General features: G+C 56.5%; 14 protein-coding genes and 1 pseudogene. 12 read left to right on the top strand and 3 right to left on the bottom strand.

Annotated elements, in window-relative coordinates:
- Positions 1-2 precede the first annotated feature (2 nt).
- A complete protein-coding gene (locus tag U738_RS21615; protein WP_035585330.1) occupies positions 3-1,451 on the bottom strand; it encodes a YfcC family protein in 1,449 nt (482 codons plus the stop codon).
- Between the two features lie 322 nt (positions 1,452-1,773).
- Between U738_RS21615 and U738_RS21610 the strand changes: the two genes are divergently transcribed.
- The 7 genes from U738_RS21610 (at position 1,774) to U738_RS21580 (ending at position 7,850) form a co-directional block, all read left to right on the top strand.
- Positions 1,774-2,604: a bifunctional allantoicase/(S)-ureidoglycine aminohydrolase gene (locus tag U738_RS21610; protein ID WP_035585328.1), complete on the top strand. Its 831-nt coding sequence runs from the start codon at positions 1,774-1,776 to the stop codon at positions 2,602-2,604.
- Between the two features lie 9 nt (positions 2,605-2,613).
- Positions 2,614-3,102, top strand: coding sequence for an ureidoglycolate lyase (locus U738_RS21605; RefSeq protein ID WP_035585326.1), 489 nt, complete (start codon positions 2,614-2,616; stop codon positions 3,100-3,102).
- A 104-nt stretch (positions 3,103-3,206) separates the two neighbouring features.
- A complete protein-coding gene (pyk, locus tag U738_RS21600; protein ID WP_035585324.1) occupies positions 3,207-4,691 on the top strand; it encodes a pyruvate kinase in 1,485 nt (494 codons plus the stop codon).
- Entirely contained in the window at positions 4,669-5,463 is a 795-nt protein-coding gene (modA, locus tag U738_RS21595; RefSeq protein ID WP_035585322.1) for a molybdate ABC transporter substrate-binding protein, read from the top strand. The genes pyk and modA overlap by 23 nt, the downstream gene beginning before the upstream one ends.
- A gap of 41 nt (positions 5,464-5,504) precedes the next feature.
- Entirely contained in the window at positions 5,505-6,173 is a 669-nt protein-coding gene (gene modB, locus U738_RS21590; protein WP_035585321.1) for a molybdate ABC transporter permease subunit, read from the top strand.
- Positions 6,166-7,314, top strand: coding sequence for an ABC transporter ATP-binding protein (locus tag U738_RS21585; RefSeq protein WP_235208669.1), 1,149 nt, complete (start codon positions 6,166-6,168; stop codon positions 7,312-7,314). Before modB ends, U738_RS21585 begins: the two co-directional genes overlap by 8 nt.
- 2 nt (positions 7,315-7,316) lie before the next feature.
- Positions 7,317-7,850: a DUF192 domain-containing protein gene (locus U738_RS21580; protein WP_035585319.1), complete on the top strand. Its 534-nt coding sequence runs from the start codon at positions 7,317-7,319 to the stop codon at positions 7,848-7,850.
- A 109-nt stretch (positions 7,851-7,959) separates the two neighbouring features.
- Here the strand turns inward: U738_RS21580 and U738_RS21575 are convergent, their stop codons facing one another.
- Positions 7,960-8,694: a ParA family protein gene (locus U738_RS21575; RefSeq protein WP_035585317.1), complete on the bottom strand. Its 735-nt coding sequence runs from the start codon at positions 8,692-8,694 to the stop codon at positions 7,960-7,962.
- A gap of 76 nt (positions 8,695-8,770) precedes the next feature.
- On the opposite strand from U738_RS21575, the pseudogene U738_RS23855 reads away from it, so the two are divergent.
- Positions 8,771-8,896 (top strand): annotated as a pseudogene (locus U738_RS23855) (DUF192 domain-containing protein); the annotation flags it as partial.
- Here U738_RS23855 and U738_RS21570 read toward each other — a convergent pair.
- Positions 8,871-9,725, bottom strand: a complete 855-nt coding sequence (locus tag U738_RS21570) for a DMT family transporter (RefSeq protein ID WP_035585314.1) — start codon at positions 9,723-9,725, stop codon at positions 8,871-8,873. The pseudogene U738_RS23855 and the gene U738_RS21570 overlap by 26 nt on opposite strands.
- A gap of 326 nt (positions 9,726-10,051) precedes the next feature.
- Here U738_RS21570 and U738_RS21565 point away from each other — a divergent pair, with 326 nt between their 5' ends.
- Genes U738_RS21565 through U738_RS21550 form a run of 4 tightly spaced genes read left to right on the top strand, consistent with a single transcriptional unit; the run spans position 10,052 to position 14,261 of the window.
- Positions 10,052-10,933 (top strand): sugar phosphate isomerase/epimerase family protein, encoded by an 882-nt coding sequence (locus U738_RS21565; RefSeq protein ID WP_050713168.1) that lies wholly within the window; start codon positions 10,052-10,054, stop codon positions 10,931-10,933.
- Positions 10,934-10,980: 47 nt separating this feature from the next.
- A complete protein-coding gene (locus U738_RS21560; protein ID WP_035585312.1) occupies positions 10,981-11,880 on the top strand; it encodes a hydroxypyruvate isomerase family protein in 900 nt (299 codons plus the stop codon).
- Between the two features lie 36 nt (positions 11,881-11,916).
- Positions 11,917-13,605 carry a GMC oxidoreductase gene (locus U738_RS21555; RefSeq protein ID WP_035585310.1) on the top strand — a complete coding sequence of 563 codons (1,689 nt, stop codon included), beginning with the start codon at positions 11,917-11,919 and terminating at the stop codon, positions 13,603-13,605.
- Positions 13,602-14,261, top strand: coding sequence for a gluconate 2-dehydrogenase subunit 3 family protein (locus tag U738_RS21550; RefSeq protein WP_035585308.1), 660 nt, complete (start codon positions 13,602-13,604; stop codon positions 14,259-14,261). The genes U738_RS21555 and U738_RS21550 overlap by 4 nt, the downstream gene beginning before the upstream one ends.
- Positions 14,262-14,357: the final 96 nt, after the last annotated feature.

Genomic DNA, 14,357 nt, shown 5'->3' with positions numbered 1-14,357 from the left:
TTCTAGCCGGTCCACTGCGTTGCCTGGGCAAAGATAAGAAAGCCCAGGGCAATCACTACCCATACGCAAAAAAGTGGGAAGAAGAATTTGACCCACTTTTGCCATGGCACGCCCGCAAGCGCCAGAGTGGCCATAAAGTAGCCTGACGTTGGGTAGAGAATATTGCCGATGCCATCGCCAAGCTGATATGCCAGCACCGCCGTTTGGCGAGTAACGCCAATAATGTCGGAGAGCGGTGCCATCAGCGGCATGGTGACCAGGGCCTGGCCGCTGCCGGAAGGGACAATAAAATTGAAGCCCAGCTGGGCGAAGAACATGCCAATCGCGGAAAGTAGAGTAGGTAAGCCACCGACGAGATTGCCTAGCCCAAACACCAGCGTATCCATGATCTGGCCATCTTCCAGCATCACGGCAACGCCCCGGGCGACGCCTGCGATCATGGCGCCGACCAATACATCGCGGAAGCCCTGGTTGAAGCCCGAGCATATTTCGTCGGTGTCGAGGCCCGCAATCAGGCCAACCACAATGCCCATGATGATAAACAGACCCGCCATCTCCATCATGAACCAGCCTTGCTGCAGGACGCCATAAACGAGGACTGCAAAGAAGGCGAACGTTGCGACAGCGGCCAGTTTTTGGCGAGCGGTGGCGATTAATGCAGGGCTATTATCAGCGTGTTGGTACAGCGTGCGTTTTTCGGATTCGCCCTGGTCGCGGCTCAATAGGCTGAACGAGGGTGTTTGGCGCACTCTGCGGGCGTAACGCATGACGAAAAAAATCGCCACAGCCAGCATGACAATAAACGCCATAATACGCAGCCCATAACCGGAATAGAGCGGTAGGTCTGAAAGTTGCTGCCCAAGCCCTGTGTTAATGGGGTTGAGTACGCCCGTCGTAAAGCCGACCGTGGTGGCGCAAAGCGCCACCGCTGCGGCCGTGACTGAGTCGAAGCGCAAGGCAATCATCAGCGGCAGGATGACGGGCACATAGACCAGTGCCAATTCCTGAGTGCCGATGACGGTGGCTATCAGCGCAAATACTGTCATCAAAACGGGAATAGTGAGCAGGCTCTGGCGGGCAAAGCGGCGTGTTAACTTATCCACACCTATTTCAATAATGCCGGTGCGCCTTAGCACCATAAACATGCCGCCAATCATAAAGGTGAAAAAGACGACTTCTCCGGCACTCATCAAGCCGTTGGGTATCGCCAGCATAAAGTCGACGATGCCAACCGGTGACGAAGCGATCTGCTCATAAGAGGTCGGGTCGATAGTGATGCGCCCATTCGGGCCAGGAACACGCTCGAACTGCCCGGCCGGCACAAAGTGCGTAGCTATCGCGGCCAGGGCGATAAAGATAAATAGAACCGCGTATATATCAGGGATCCGACACCAGCTTTTCTTAGGTGTGGGGCTGCCCGGGGAGGACGGAGAGGGGGTGTGTTGGGACATGCTAAGCCTCGCGTTTTAGAGCTGCCATCCAGGATGGCTGTTGTTATCAATATCGGCGGTTATAAGCGCCTGACCGAGCAACGATAGGGTTCGTGAGCGCAACGGTTTGCGGAAGCCAATTCGTGCCGAGGATGCTGTTTGTGGACATGTTCGTATGGTTTTAGAATTATGAAACGAAAGTTTCTAAAGACGTTACTATTGGGAGGAGTGTTTCACAAGCGTTTTGCTAAAGAGCTTCGCCAAAGATCGCTTTAATATGGTTCGCTAATATTGTATACAAGATATATGTCTCTTGTTTTTACTAAGCAATATAGGTTTAAAAATGCCAGCTACTTACTACGCCCCCACCGGCGGGCACCCGCCACAAACACAAATTACCGCCGACCGTGCGGTATTTACCGAAGCCTATGCGCTGATCCCTAAAGGCGTCATGCGCGATATCGTTACCAGCAATCTGCCGTTCTGGGAAGGCACTCGGCTATGGGTGCTGGCGCGGCCGCTGTCGGGGTTTGCCGAAACGTTCTCCCAGTACATTATGGAAGTGCAGCCCCAGGGCGGTAGCGATAAACCCGAGCCAGATTCCCAGGCCGAGGGCGTGCTGTTTATTGTAGAGGGTGAGTTAACGCTTACCCTTGCTGGTGAGCGCCACACCCTGCAGCCCGGCGGCTATGCGTTTATTCCCCCCGGCAGCAACTGGCAGGTGCGCAATGAATCTAACGCGCCGGTACGTTTCCACTGGGTGCGTAAGGCCTATGAGTTTGTTGAAGGGCTTGAAGTACCAAAGGCATTTGTTACCAACGAGCAGGACATTGCTCCCATCGAAATGCCGGGCACCGAAGGGCGCTGGGCCACCACGCGCTTTGTCGACCCCGCGGACGTCCGCCACGATATGCACGTCAATATCGTGACCTTTCAGCCCGGCGGCGTTATCCCCTTTGACGAAACACATGTCATGGAACATGGGTTGTACGTGCTTGAAGGCAAAGCTGTTTACCACTTAAATCAAAACTGGGTAGAAGTGGAAGCTGGGGATTTTATGTGGCTGCGCGCTTTTTGCCCCCAAGCCTGCTACGCCGCTGGCCCAGGGCCGTTCCGGTATTTGTTGTATAAAGACGTTAACCGTCATGCTTCTCTTAAACTGTCGTCTCGCTAAGGAACTGCAATGCTTGAACTAAAAGCCGAGCCGCTAACGGCTGACGCCTTCGCCCCTTTTGGCGATGTGATTGATGCACGCACTTCAGCGTCGTTTCCTATTAACGCTGGGCGCACCCAGCGCCACCATGATCTTGCCAAGGTGGAAACCCAGGGCGAAAACGCTCACACGCTGATCAATATCTTCGTGAGCCAGCCGATTACACTGCCGTTGGAGCTAACGTTTTTAGAGCGCCACCCCCAGGGCAGCCAAGCGTTTATGCCGCTTCACCAGGAACGATTTATTGTCGTGGTTGCCCCGGCAGGTGAGAACATTGATCCTGCATATGTACGCGCTTTTGTCACCGATGGCCGCCAAGGGGTGAACTACCGCGCAGGCACTTGGCATGCGATTCAATCGGTGCTGGAACGTGAAGGCGAGTTCTTGGTGGTGGACAGGGGCGGCGATGGCAATAACTGTGATGAGTTCCCTCTGGCGATCACGGTGACGCTAGCGTAGTCCAACCCGATACGTTGCACCGCTGTCATGTAGAGCGCGTTAAACTGATAAGCTAGGGTGACTAAATAGAGCCACTACACGTTAATTTGCATGGTTGGAATATTATGAACGCACTGCACTTCTCTTCGATCCGTCGTACCAAAATTGTCGCCACCCTTGGGCCTGCCAGCGACCGGGAAGGCGTGTTGGAAGCCATGCTTAAAGCGGGTGTGGATGTGGTGCGTCTAAATTTCTCCCATGGCACCGCCGATGACCACCGCCGCCGTTTGACCGAGGTGCGTGAAATTGCTGCCCAGCTAGGCCGCAGTGTCGCGGTGTTGGGTGATCTGCAGGGCCCCAAGATTCGTATTGCGCGGTTTAGAGATGGTGCCGTGGTGCTCAAAGAGGGCCAGCCGTTTATTCTTGATATGGCGCTGGATGGCGATGCGGGTGATATTCACCAGGTGGGCTGTGATTATAAAACCCTCTCCCAAGACGTCACCGCCGGTGACCGCCTACTATTAGACGATGGGCGCTTGGTGCTCGACGTGGCCCGCGTTGAAGGTCAGCAGGTGCACACCACTGTGGTCGTGGGCGGTAAGCTCTCCAACCATAAAGGCATCAACAAGCAGGGCGGTGGGCTATCAGCGCCGGCATTGACCGAGAAAGACAAAGAAGACCTCAAAACCGCTGTTGAGATTGGCGTCGACTACCTCGCCATTTCTTTCCCCCGCCATGCCGAAGATATGCTCGAAGCGCGCCGCCTGTTGGGCGAGGCGGGCAAGGAAATTGGTTTGGTTGCCAAGGTCGAGCGCGCCGAAGCTGTGGCGGATGACGCCACACTGGACGGCATTATCGAAGCCTCTGAAGCGGTAATGGTAGCGCGGGGCGATCTTGGCGTTGAAATTGGCGATGCCAAACTGGTCGGCGTGCAAAAGCGCATGATCAAACGAGCACGCTCGTTGAATCGTGCGGTGATTACCGCCACACAAATGATGGAAAGCATGATTTCGGCGCCGCTTCCCACCCGCGCAGAAGTGTTTGACGTGGCCAACGCGGTGCTGGATGGCAGCGATGCGGTCATGCTTTCGGCGGAAACCGCTGCGGGCGATTACCCGCTGGAAACCGTGGAAGCGATGTCGCGTGTTTGTTTGGGTGCCGAGCGTGAAAAGTCCGCCCAGGAGTCCGGCCACCGTATTCATGAAGGCTTTACCCGCCCGGACGAAACCATCGCGCTTTCCGCCATGTACGCTGCCAACCATATGACTGGCGTCACCGCGATTGCCTGTATGACGTCGTCGGGCTATACGCCGCTGATTGCCTCGCGCATTAGTTCGGGCTTGCCGATTGTGGGCCTGGCCCATAACCCCATCGCCCAGCGGCGTATGGCGCTCTACCGCGGCGTTGTCTCGCTGCCGTTTGATACCTCTGAAATGAGCGCCACCGAGCTAAACGGTCGTGCCCTTGAGCTACTGGTGAAGATGGGTATCTCTAAAGTCGGTGACCATGTGATCCTTACCCGCGGTGACCACATGAATGCCCACGGCGGCACCAACACCATGAAAGTGATGGAGATTAGCGACGAAAATGCTGAAGCTAGCAACCGCTAAAGCCGCTCGTGGGCTGCTGCTGGCCTGCCTGCTGCTGATTGGGTCCCCTGCGATGGCAGGGGCGCCCATTGTCGCCGCGGCTTCGGATCTGCAGTTTGCCCTCACTGAAGCCGCTGAGCAGTTTAAGCAGCAAACCGGCCATGCCCTGCGGCTCAACTTTGGCTCGTCGGGCAACTTTCGCCGCCAAATCGCCCAGGGCGCGCCTTTTGAACTCTACCTCTCGGCTGACGAACGCTACGTTCAGGCGCTGTATGAAGAGGGTTACACCAAAGACGAGGGCGTGATCTACGCCATTGGGCGTTTAGTGTGGCTGCAGCGCAGCGGGCACGATAATTTGCCCAGTGAGGATACCCCGCTAGCGGCGGTGAAAAGCGCGCTGGAAGCTCACGCAAGTGGCGCCACTGAGCGCATCGCCCTGGCTAACCCAGAGCACGCGCCTTACGGCGTGGCGGCGAAACAGGCGCTTGAGCATGCCGGGCTTTGGGAGCAAACCGAGCCTTTGCGCGTACTAGGCGAAAATGTCTCCCAGGCAGCGCAGTTTGCGCTTTCAGACGATGCTCGCGGCGGATTAGTTGCTTACTCTTTGGCGCTTGCCCCTGCGTTGAGTGAGCGAAGTGAGTACGTACTTATTCCTGAAGCATGGCACAGCCCACTACGCCAGCGCATGGTACTGACCAATCAGGCGGGAGAGGTCGCCAGCGCTTTCTATCAGTGGCTGCAAGAAGACGAAGGGCAAGCCATTCTGCGCCGCTACGGCTTTAGCGCCGAATAATGGCTGGTTCATGATGGGCTGCTCGTAATGGATGGTTCTTAATGGATTGGTCGGCGCTTTCGGTCTCGCTTCGCCTTGCCGGGTTTACCTGCTTGATTCTTATCCCTGTCGCTATCTGGCTAGGCCGCGCTCTGGCCTACGCGCGTTTTCGTGGCAAAGGCTTATGCGAAGCGCTCGTAGCGTTACCGCTGGTATTGCCACCTACCGTACTGGGCTTTTATCTGCTGCTTAGCTTCGGTAGCGACGCGCCGGTGGGTTCTTTTTGGGCACAAATGACCGGCAACGGGCTGAACTTCACTTTTACTGGCATTCTGCTGGCCTCTCTTATCGCTAACCTGCCGTTTGCCGTTCAGCCGATTCAGCGCGCCTTTGAGCACGTTCCTCATAATCTACGCGAGGCGGCCTGGTGCAGCGGGCTTAGCCCTTGGCAAACACTGCTACGCATTGAGCTGCCGCTGGTATGGCCAGGGATTATGTCAGCGGCAGCGCTCACTTTTGCTCATACGCTGGGGGAGTTCGGGGTGATTTTAATGGTGGGCGGCGCCATTGATGGCGAAACCCGCACCCTCGCCATCGCTATCTATGATCGCGTTCAAGCGTTTGATGAACAGGGCGCGGCGCAGATGTCGGCGCTGCTATTGTTGGTATCCTTTATTACCTTGGGGCTGGTGTATGGGCTGGCCGGGCGCAGGCGGTGGGCACGTGGCTGATTCGCGAATGGCAGAGCCGTTTCAAGGGCTATGCGTGGCGGTCGATCAACCGGGGCCGATTCCCCTGGCCGCCGAGTTTGCTTGCCAGCCTGGTGAACTGCTGGCGCTGGTAGGGCCATCGGGCAGCGGAAAAACCACGCTGCTGCGCACTATCGCCGGGCTTTACCGCCCCCAAAGTGGACGAGTGGCGTGCGCGGGCGACGTTTGGTTTGATGCTGAGGGTAAGCATTCACTCTCGCCGCAGGGTCGGCAGGTAGGCATGGTGTTTCAGGACTATGCGCTGTTTCCCCACCTAACCGCCTCGCAAAATATTCAGCTCCCCCTGCGCCATTTAGCCCAACCGCAACGCCGTGAGCAGGCGGAGCAGTGGCTTGCCAAGGTGCGCTTGGAAGGGCTGGGTGAGCGTTACCCGAATGCGCTTTCCGGTGGTCAGCGCCAGCGAGTGGCGTTGGCCCGCGCTTTGGCCCGTGACCCCAAGGTGCTGTTGCTGGATGAGCCGTTTTCGGCGGTGGATCAGGTTACCCGTCGGCGGCTGCAGCGCGAGCTGGCGCTGCTGCGCCAGCAGATAGACATTCCGATTGTGCTAGTGACCCACGATTTGGAAGAAGCCTCCGCGCTAGCCGACCAAATTTGTGTGCTGCACAACGGGGTAAGCCTTCAGCAGGGCACCCCCGAAGCGCTATTTAGTCGCCCTTCATCACCGTTAGTCGCGCGTTTGTTGGACCGCCACAATTTGTTTGAAGGCGTGATTGTGGAGGTGGATGGTGAACGACGGTTGCAGTGGGGTGAAAGCTGCCTGGAAGTCGCCGATGGGCTCAACGGTTTACCTTTGGGCGAAAGTGTCACCTGGTATTTGCCGCCGTCAGATATTGTGCTTCACCGCCGCGACCGCCCATCCCAGGGAGAGCGGGAAAACCCGATCACGGCCACAGTCAGTGAGTTGGTGGTGTTGGGGGGCATTACGTCAGTTTCATTGCGCGCAAACCATGGTGATATGTTACGTTTCGATATCGCCACCCATGCCGCACGGCGCAATCAGTTAACCTGCGGCGCTGTGGTGAACGTTTCGTTACTGGCGGCAGGCATTCACCTGATGCGAGGCCACCGAGTTCGCGCAGATGCGCATGATAAAAGGAAGTAAGCATGGATCCCACGCGTCGCACGCTGCTTAAAGCATCGTTACTATTACCGCTGGCGGCGCTGCTGCCGATGTCGCTGCTTAGCTCGTTGGCTTGGGGGCAGGCGTCAACGAAAGAGATGCAAACGCTGGCGCTGGCTATTCACAGCGAGGGCGGTCCGCATCGTTTAGACGTTGAAGTGGCGGAAACAACGCCTCAGCGTCAGCGCGGCTTGATGGAGCGTGAGAGCTTGCCCGAAGAGCGCGGCATGCTGTTTCGCTTTGAGAGCGAACAATCGGCCAACAACGCTTTTTGGATGTATCGCACGCTGATCCCCCTCGATATTGCCTTTATCGATGGCGACGGGCGCATCGTGGCGATCAATACCATGCAGCCCTGCGAATCCTCGTCGCCGAGTGACTGCCCCTCTTACCCGGCGGGTGCGGCTTACCATTCAGCGCTAGAGGTCAATGGCGGCTACTTTGCCGAGCGCGGTATCAAAGTGGGCGACTGCGTGTCGATTCCTGACGAAGCCGGTTTCTGCCAACCTGCCGATTAAGCGGGGCATTGGCGAGGGCGGAGTCTGATCACAATCAGGACTATGCCCGCGACCACCAAGTCGCTGCCCCGACCTTGAGCGGGTTGAGGCAGACAGTTGATGCAGACGGTTATTGCAGACGCTGCGCGATCTCTCGCCACAGCGCGGCGTAGGCGCGACCGCCCCGGCTGCTGCGGGCAAAATGCCCGACCGGAGCGCGTTCGATACCCATGCGCTCGACCTCACTGGCGTTGGGCACGGTCGTCGAAAGGCGCCTCGGCCAGCGTTCACTAAGACTCTCCATTACCTCGCGGTGCAGGGTCTTGCGGCGGTCGGCGAGGGTCACGAACGGCCAGATTGGGCAGGCCTGTTCGACCGCGTCGAGATGACCTTCTAGTTGCTCAAGGGTGCGCAACGACAGGGTAGTCGGCACCACCGGCACCAGCAGGGCATCGACGCTGGAGAAGATCTGCTCGGCGAGCGCGGACAGGCTTGGCGGGCAGTCGAGGATCACTAAGTCGTAACTGGCCATCACCGGCTTGAGGATCTTGCGCAGCCGACTGGGCTTGCGGGCTTCCATTGACGCTTCCAGGTCGCGCGAACCCAGCGCCGCAGGCAGCAGGTCGAGCCCTTCGAAGTCGGTCTCGCGGATCGCTCGATCAAGGTCGGCCTTGCCTTTGACCAGTTTGTCGACGCCACCGCGCACTTTAGGTTTGCTGCGCAGATAAAAGGTGGTGGCGGCCTGCGGATCGAGATCCCAAAGCAGCACTCGCCTGCCATCGCGTGCTGCTTCGGCGGCGAGATTGACGGCGGAGGCGGTCTTGCCCACGCCGCCCTTAATACTGTAAAGCGCCAGCATCTGCATGGGGAACTCCCTGCTCAGTGAAAGGCTAGTCTAACCGATGGTCCCCCGTGGAAATGTGACGTTTCGATGACGGGCCTGCGAGTCCTCGTCGCCGAGTGACTGCCCCTCTTATCCGGCGGGAGCGGCTTACTATTCAGCGCTAGAGGTCAGTGGTGGCTACTTTGCCGAGTGCGGTATCAAAGTTGGCGGCGGCGAAAATTGAGTACAATCAGAGCGATACCTGCGACCACTAAGCCGCCGCCCACCAGTTTATGCACGCCTAGGCTGTCGCCCATCAACAGCGCACCTAAGCCGACTGCCAGTACCGGTACGAGTAGCGTCATGGGCACCACGCGATTAACCGGGTGGCGGCGCAACAGCGCATACCAAATCCCGTAAGCAACAATCGATGACATCACAGCGGTGTAAATCATCGCCCCCCAGCCTAACCAAGTTGCCTGCTGCATCGCCTGCCACTGACCGCTCTCAAACAGCCATGAGCCTAGCGCTACCTGGGGCACCGCAAACAGTGCCATCCAGCCTGCCAGCGCCATAGGCGCAATCGGCGGGCCGCGCTTGATCAATAGCTGTGATACTGCCCAGCCAATGGCACTACACAAAAGAATCGCCAGCGGGAGCGGAGAGGGTAACGTTGGCCCGCCAGCCAGCACGACGACCCCGGCAAAAGAGAGCAGCAGCCCGGCGATACGCTTGGGCCCCAGCTTCTCTTTCAGAAAAATTACCGCCAACAGCGTGGCAAAAGGCGTCCCCATTTGTACCAGTAGCGCGCCGGTACCCGCCTCAGCGTGCTCCAGGCCAATAAACAGCAGAGCAAAGTGCAGGCTGCCAAAGGTTACCGAGAGCAGCAGCAAAAAGGGCAGTTGTACCCGCGCCACAGGGTAAAACGGCACCAGCAGCGCCGCGACGAGCATAAAACGCAGCGTGGTCATCAACAGCGGCGGTAACTCCGCCACGCCGACCTTAATCACAATGATATTCAGCGCCCAAATGGCGATCACAAACAGGCCGAGCAGTAAATCGCGTAGTGGCACGTTGATGTCCGTTGGTAGAGGGAAACGATAGCCATTGTACCAGTTTGGCCGACGGCAAAAATAATAGTGCTATGAGTAGCTGTTAGGCATCGCTGCTGTTTGATACCAAAGTATTAGGTTTTACTTTAATAGTCTATATGTCGTTTATAACCAATTGGTTGTGAATTGATTTGTGAGGATGTTCAGTTCTTTTGGGCATCTTTTAAGCGGTAAAGCAGACGGCTGACTTGCACATTTAATTAAGATGATCTAAAAAAATGTAACCGATTACATTTTTGCATCGGCGCTTTCACAACCTATAACAATCCAACAACAACGAGGTGGATATGGATACCCCGCGACGCTTAAAACGCATGAGTTCACAGGCTCTATTGGCTGCCAGTGCCGTGACGCTGTCAGCGCTGAGTGTAGCTGGCTTTGCCCAAGCTCAAGACGACGCCGAGCTACCCATTGCCGTGCAAATGTACACGCTGCGGGATTTTGGCAGTTTGGAAGAACAGTTAGCTGCCGTAAACAGGGCAGGTATTTCGGCGATTGAAACGGTGGGCACCCAGGAAGTGACTGCCGAAGAACTCAATGCACTGTTAGAAGAGCATGCGCTTGAGGTGATCTCAAGCCATGTGCAATTGGACGACCTGCGCAATCGCTTAGACGAAACGGTGGCGTTTAATCAGGCGGTAGGTAACGACACCTTGACGGTGCCTTATTTAGCCGAGGACGCTCGCCCTAGCGATGCAGAAGGCTGGCAGGCGCTGGGTGAAGAGCTTGGTGATATTGCCGCTGAGCTAGACGCCGAAGGGTTGCGCTTGGCGTATCACAACCACGATTTTGAAATGGAAGTGTACGACGATAAAACCGCCCTAGAGCATCTTTTTGATGCAGCCGGATCTGACCTGTTGGCAGAACTGGATCTCGCCTGGATCGCACGGGGCGGGTTTGACCCGGCAGAGTACGTAACGCGTTTTGAGGGGCAACTGTTTGCTGTACACGCCAAAGATAACGCGCCAGAAGGCACCGCTGAAGAGGAGGGTGGGTTCGCAACACTCGGCACAGGTGTACTGGATTGGGATGCGATATTGCCCGCCATTGAGGCCACTGATATTGAGTGGTACATCATCGAACACGATATGCCGCTAGACGCTGAAGCGGTGATTACCGAAGGAAATAGTTTCCTAGAGGAGAAATTGGCAGCGCTTCGTGAAGAGTGATGCACGCATAGTCCATCTCATTTAGATGACAAACGCGAGGATGCTTTATGAAGCGCTACCTTATTGATCGGCGTAGCCTGCTGCGCCACTCCGTTACCGGTGCTATCGGCCTGGCTGCACTACCGCATCTTGGGTCTAAAGCCTTAGCTGACAACACACCTGCTCAGCGGGCTTTAAAGGGCAATATCCAGCATTCGGTTGCACGCTGGACGTTCGATTTTCTTTCTCTGGAAGCGCTGTGCCAGCTTTCAACTGAGTTGGGTATTAAGGCGATTGATCTGGTGGGGCCCGAAGAGTGGCCTGTGCTTCGGCGCTACGGGCTCGACTCCGCCATGTGTAATGGCGCGGAGCTGAGTCTTGAAGATGGCTGGGGAGATGTCCGTTTTCATGCCGAGCTGGTTGAACGCTATCTCAATCATATCGATTTGGTCAGCCAAGCGGGTTACACCAATTTAATCTGCTTTAGCGGCAATGCCCGGGGCATGAGACCTGAACAGGGTTTGCAAAATTCCGAAGCAGGTTTAAAGCAGGTGATCGCCCATGCGGAGTCAAAGGGCGTGGTGCTGCAGATGGAGCTGTTCAACAGCAAAATCGACCACCCCGACTACCTTTGCGATAACTCTGTCTGGGGGATTGAGCTTTGCCGTCGCCTCGATTCACCTAACTTCAAACTACTCTACGACATCTATCACATGCAGATCAGTGAAGGGGATGTCATTCGCACCATCCGTGAAAACTCCCATTTTTTCGGCCATTACCATACTGCCGGTGTGCCTGGGCGGCATGAAATAGATGACACCCAAGAGCTCAACTACCCCGCGATTTGTCGCGCTATTCGAGATACCGGCTTTAAGGGCTATATCGCCCAAGAGTTTCTCCCTGACCGGGCTAGTCAACAGGCAAAAATAGAATCACTGCAGGCGGCTATTCAGCTCTGTGATGTGTGATTCGACTCCAATAACAACACAGTAAGGAAGATGACCATGCCAGATAATCACTACGATGCCATTGTGGTTGGCTCAGGCATTAGCGGCGGTTGGGCTGCTAAAGAGCTAACCGAGAAGGGGCTAAAGGTTTTACTGCTTGAGCGTGGGCGCAATATTGAGCACGTGAAGGATTACCACAACGCCGATAAAGAGGCTTGGGACTATCCCCACCGCAACGAGCCTACCCAAGAGATGATTGCCAAGTTTCCGGTGCTCAAACGCGACTATCCCCTCAATGAAGCCACCATGGGCATGTGGGCGGATGAACAGGCCAATCCCTACGTAGAAGAGAAGCGCTTTGACTGGTTTCGCGGCTACCACGTAGGCGGGCGCTCCCTGCTGTGGGGGCGACAAAGCTACCGGCTCAGCCCGATGGATTTTGAGGCCAACCAGCGGGAAGGCATCGCCATTGATTGGCCGATTCGCTACGAAGATATCGCCCCGTGGTACGACTATGTGGAGCGCTTTGCCGGTATCGCGGGCACCCAGGAAGGACTGGATATTCTTCCTGATGGCGAGTTTCTGCCGCCAATACCGCTTAACTGCGTGGAAGAAGATGCCGCCAAGCGTATTAAAGAGGCGTTTGGTGGCCAGCGTCATCTTATCCACAGCCGGGTGGCCAATATTACCCAGCCAAAACCGGAGCAAAATCGAGTCAACTGCCAATACCGCAATAAGTGCTGGCTGGGCTGCCCCTATGGCGCCTATTTCAGCACCCAGTCCGCTACGCTGCCTGCTGCGGTGGCCACCGGCAATTTAACGTTGCGTCCGTTCTCGATTGTCAGTCAGGTGCTGTATGACAAGGACCGCCAGCGAGCGCGAGGCGTTGAGGTGATTGATGCCGAAACCCATGAAACCCACGAGTACACCGCCGATGTGGTGTTTCTCAACGCCTCGACCTTCAATACCACCTGGATTTTGATGAACTCTGCCACCGATGTCTGGGAAGGCGGTTTGGGTAGCAGCAGCGGCGAACTGGGCCACAACGTGATGGATCACCACTTCCGCTGTGGTGCCAGTGGCGAAGTGGAAGGCTATCAGGATAAATACTATTTTGGACGCCGCCCCGCAGGCTTTTACATCCCTCGTTTTCGCAACGTAGGCGATGAGCAGCGTAGCTACGTGCGGGGGTTTGGTTATCAAGGTGCGGCGAGCCGCCAGGGCTGGGATCGCGAAATTGCCGAACTCAATATCGGCGCTGATTTAAAGCAAGCACTCACCCAGCCAGGCGGTTGGACGATCGGAATGACCGGCTTCGGCGAAATGCTGCCCGACCACGATAACCGTATTTCTCTGGATCATAGCGTTCGCGATAAGTGGGGGCTGCCGGTGCTGTCGATCAATGTTGAGCTCAAGCAAAACGAGCGCGATATGCGCCGGGATATGGTTCAGGATGCGGTCGAGCTGCTGGAGGCCGCTGGCGTGAAGAACGTCAAAGGCGACGTAGGCGATTACGCGCCGGGCATGGGCATTCATGAAATGGGCACTGCGCGGATGGGCCGTGACCCGAAAACGTCCGTGCTGAACAGCCATAACCAGGTGTGGGACGCGCCCAATGTCTTCGTGACGGATGGTGCCTGCATGACGTCATCCTCTTGTGTGAATCCATCTTTAACCTACATGGCACTTACCGCTCGGGCGGTGGACTATGCCGTGGAAGAGCTTAAGCGGGGGAACCTGTCATGAATCGTCGCGAGCTACTCAAAATGATCGCGCTGACGACCGGTACAGCGATGATTGGGGGCAAATCTCTATTTGCCTTTAGCGGTACTGGCCAGGCAGACCACTCCCTTAGCAGCCAGGATGTGCAGCGCCTAGACGAGCTGGCCGAAACTATTTTGCCACGTACCGATACCCCAGGCGCTAAGGATGCCAACGTCGGGGAGTTTATGGCCGTGTTCGTTAGCGACTGCTATACGCCCTCAGAGAGAGAGGTGTTTTATTTTGGTTTAGCGCAGCTTGAGGCGCGCAGCCGAGCGGCTTACGAGCGTGACTTTATGGCGTTAAGTGGCGAACAGCGATTAGAGCTCATAACCGAGTTAGACCGAGAAGCGATGGCGCACGCCCAGCAACAGGCTCGTAGAGAGCAGCCAACCCCTGCTGAGGCACTGACTGCAGAGACCCAGACCGCGCAAAATCAAACGGCGGAAACTCAGTCAGCACAGGAGCACGCGGATAGCGATGAAGCGCTTCCACACTACTTCACCATGATGAAGCAGCTAACGCTGTTCGGCTTTTTTACTTCAGAAGTCGGCGCGACGGAAGTCTTACGCTACGAAGCTGTGCCTGGCCGTTACGACGGCTGCGCGCCCTATAACGGCGAGCCTGCCTGGGCAACTTAATTGTGATTTAAAGCAGTGGTGCCAAGTGATTTATCGCCTATTGTTGGCGGCAGACGTTGGCACCGCGCTCAGGCTGCAGCTATCTCTTTGAAGTCT

This window comes from Halomonas sp. TG39a, from assembly GCF_000744395.1.
Lineage (GTDB): Bacteria > Pseudomonadota > Gammaproteobacteria > Pseudomonadales > Halomonadaceae > Vreelandella > Vreelandella ventosae_B.
This window is presented reverse-complemented; position numbering and strand designations above follow the sequence as displayed.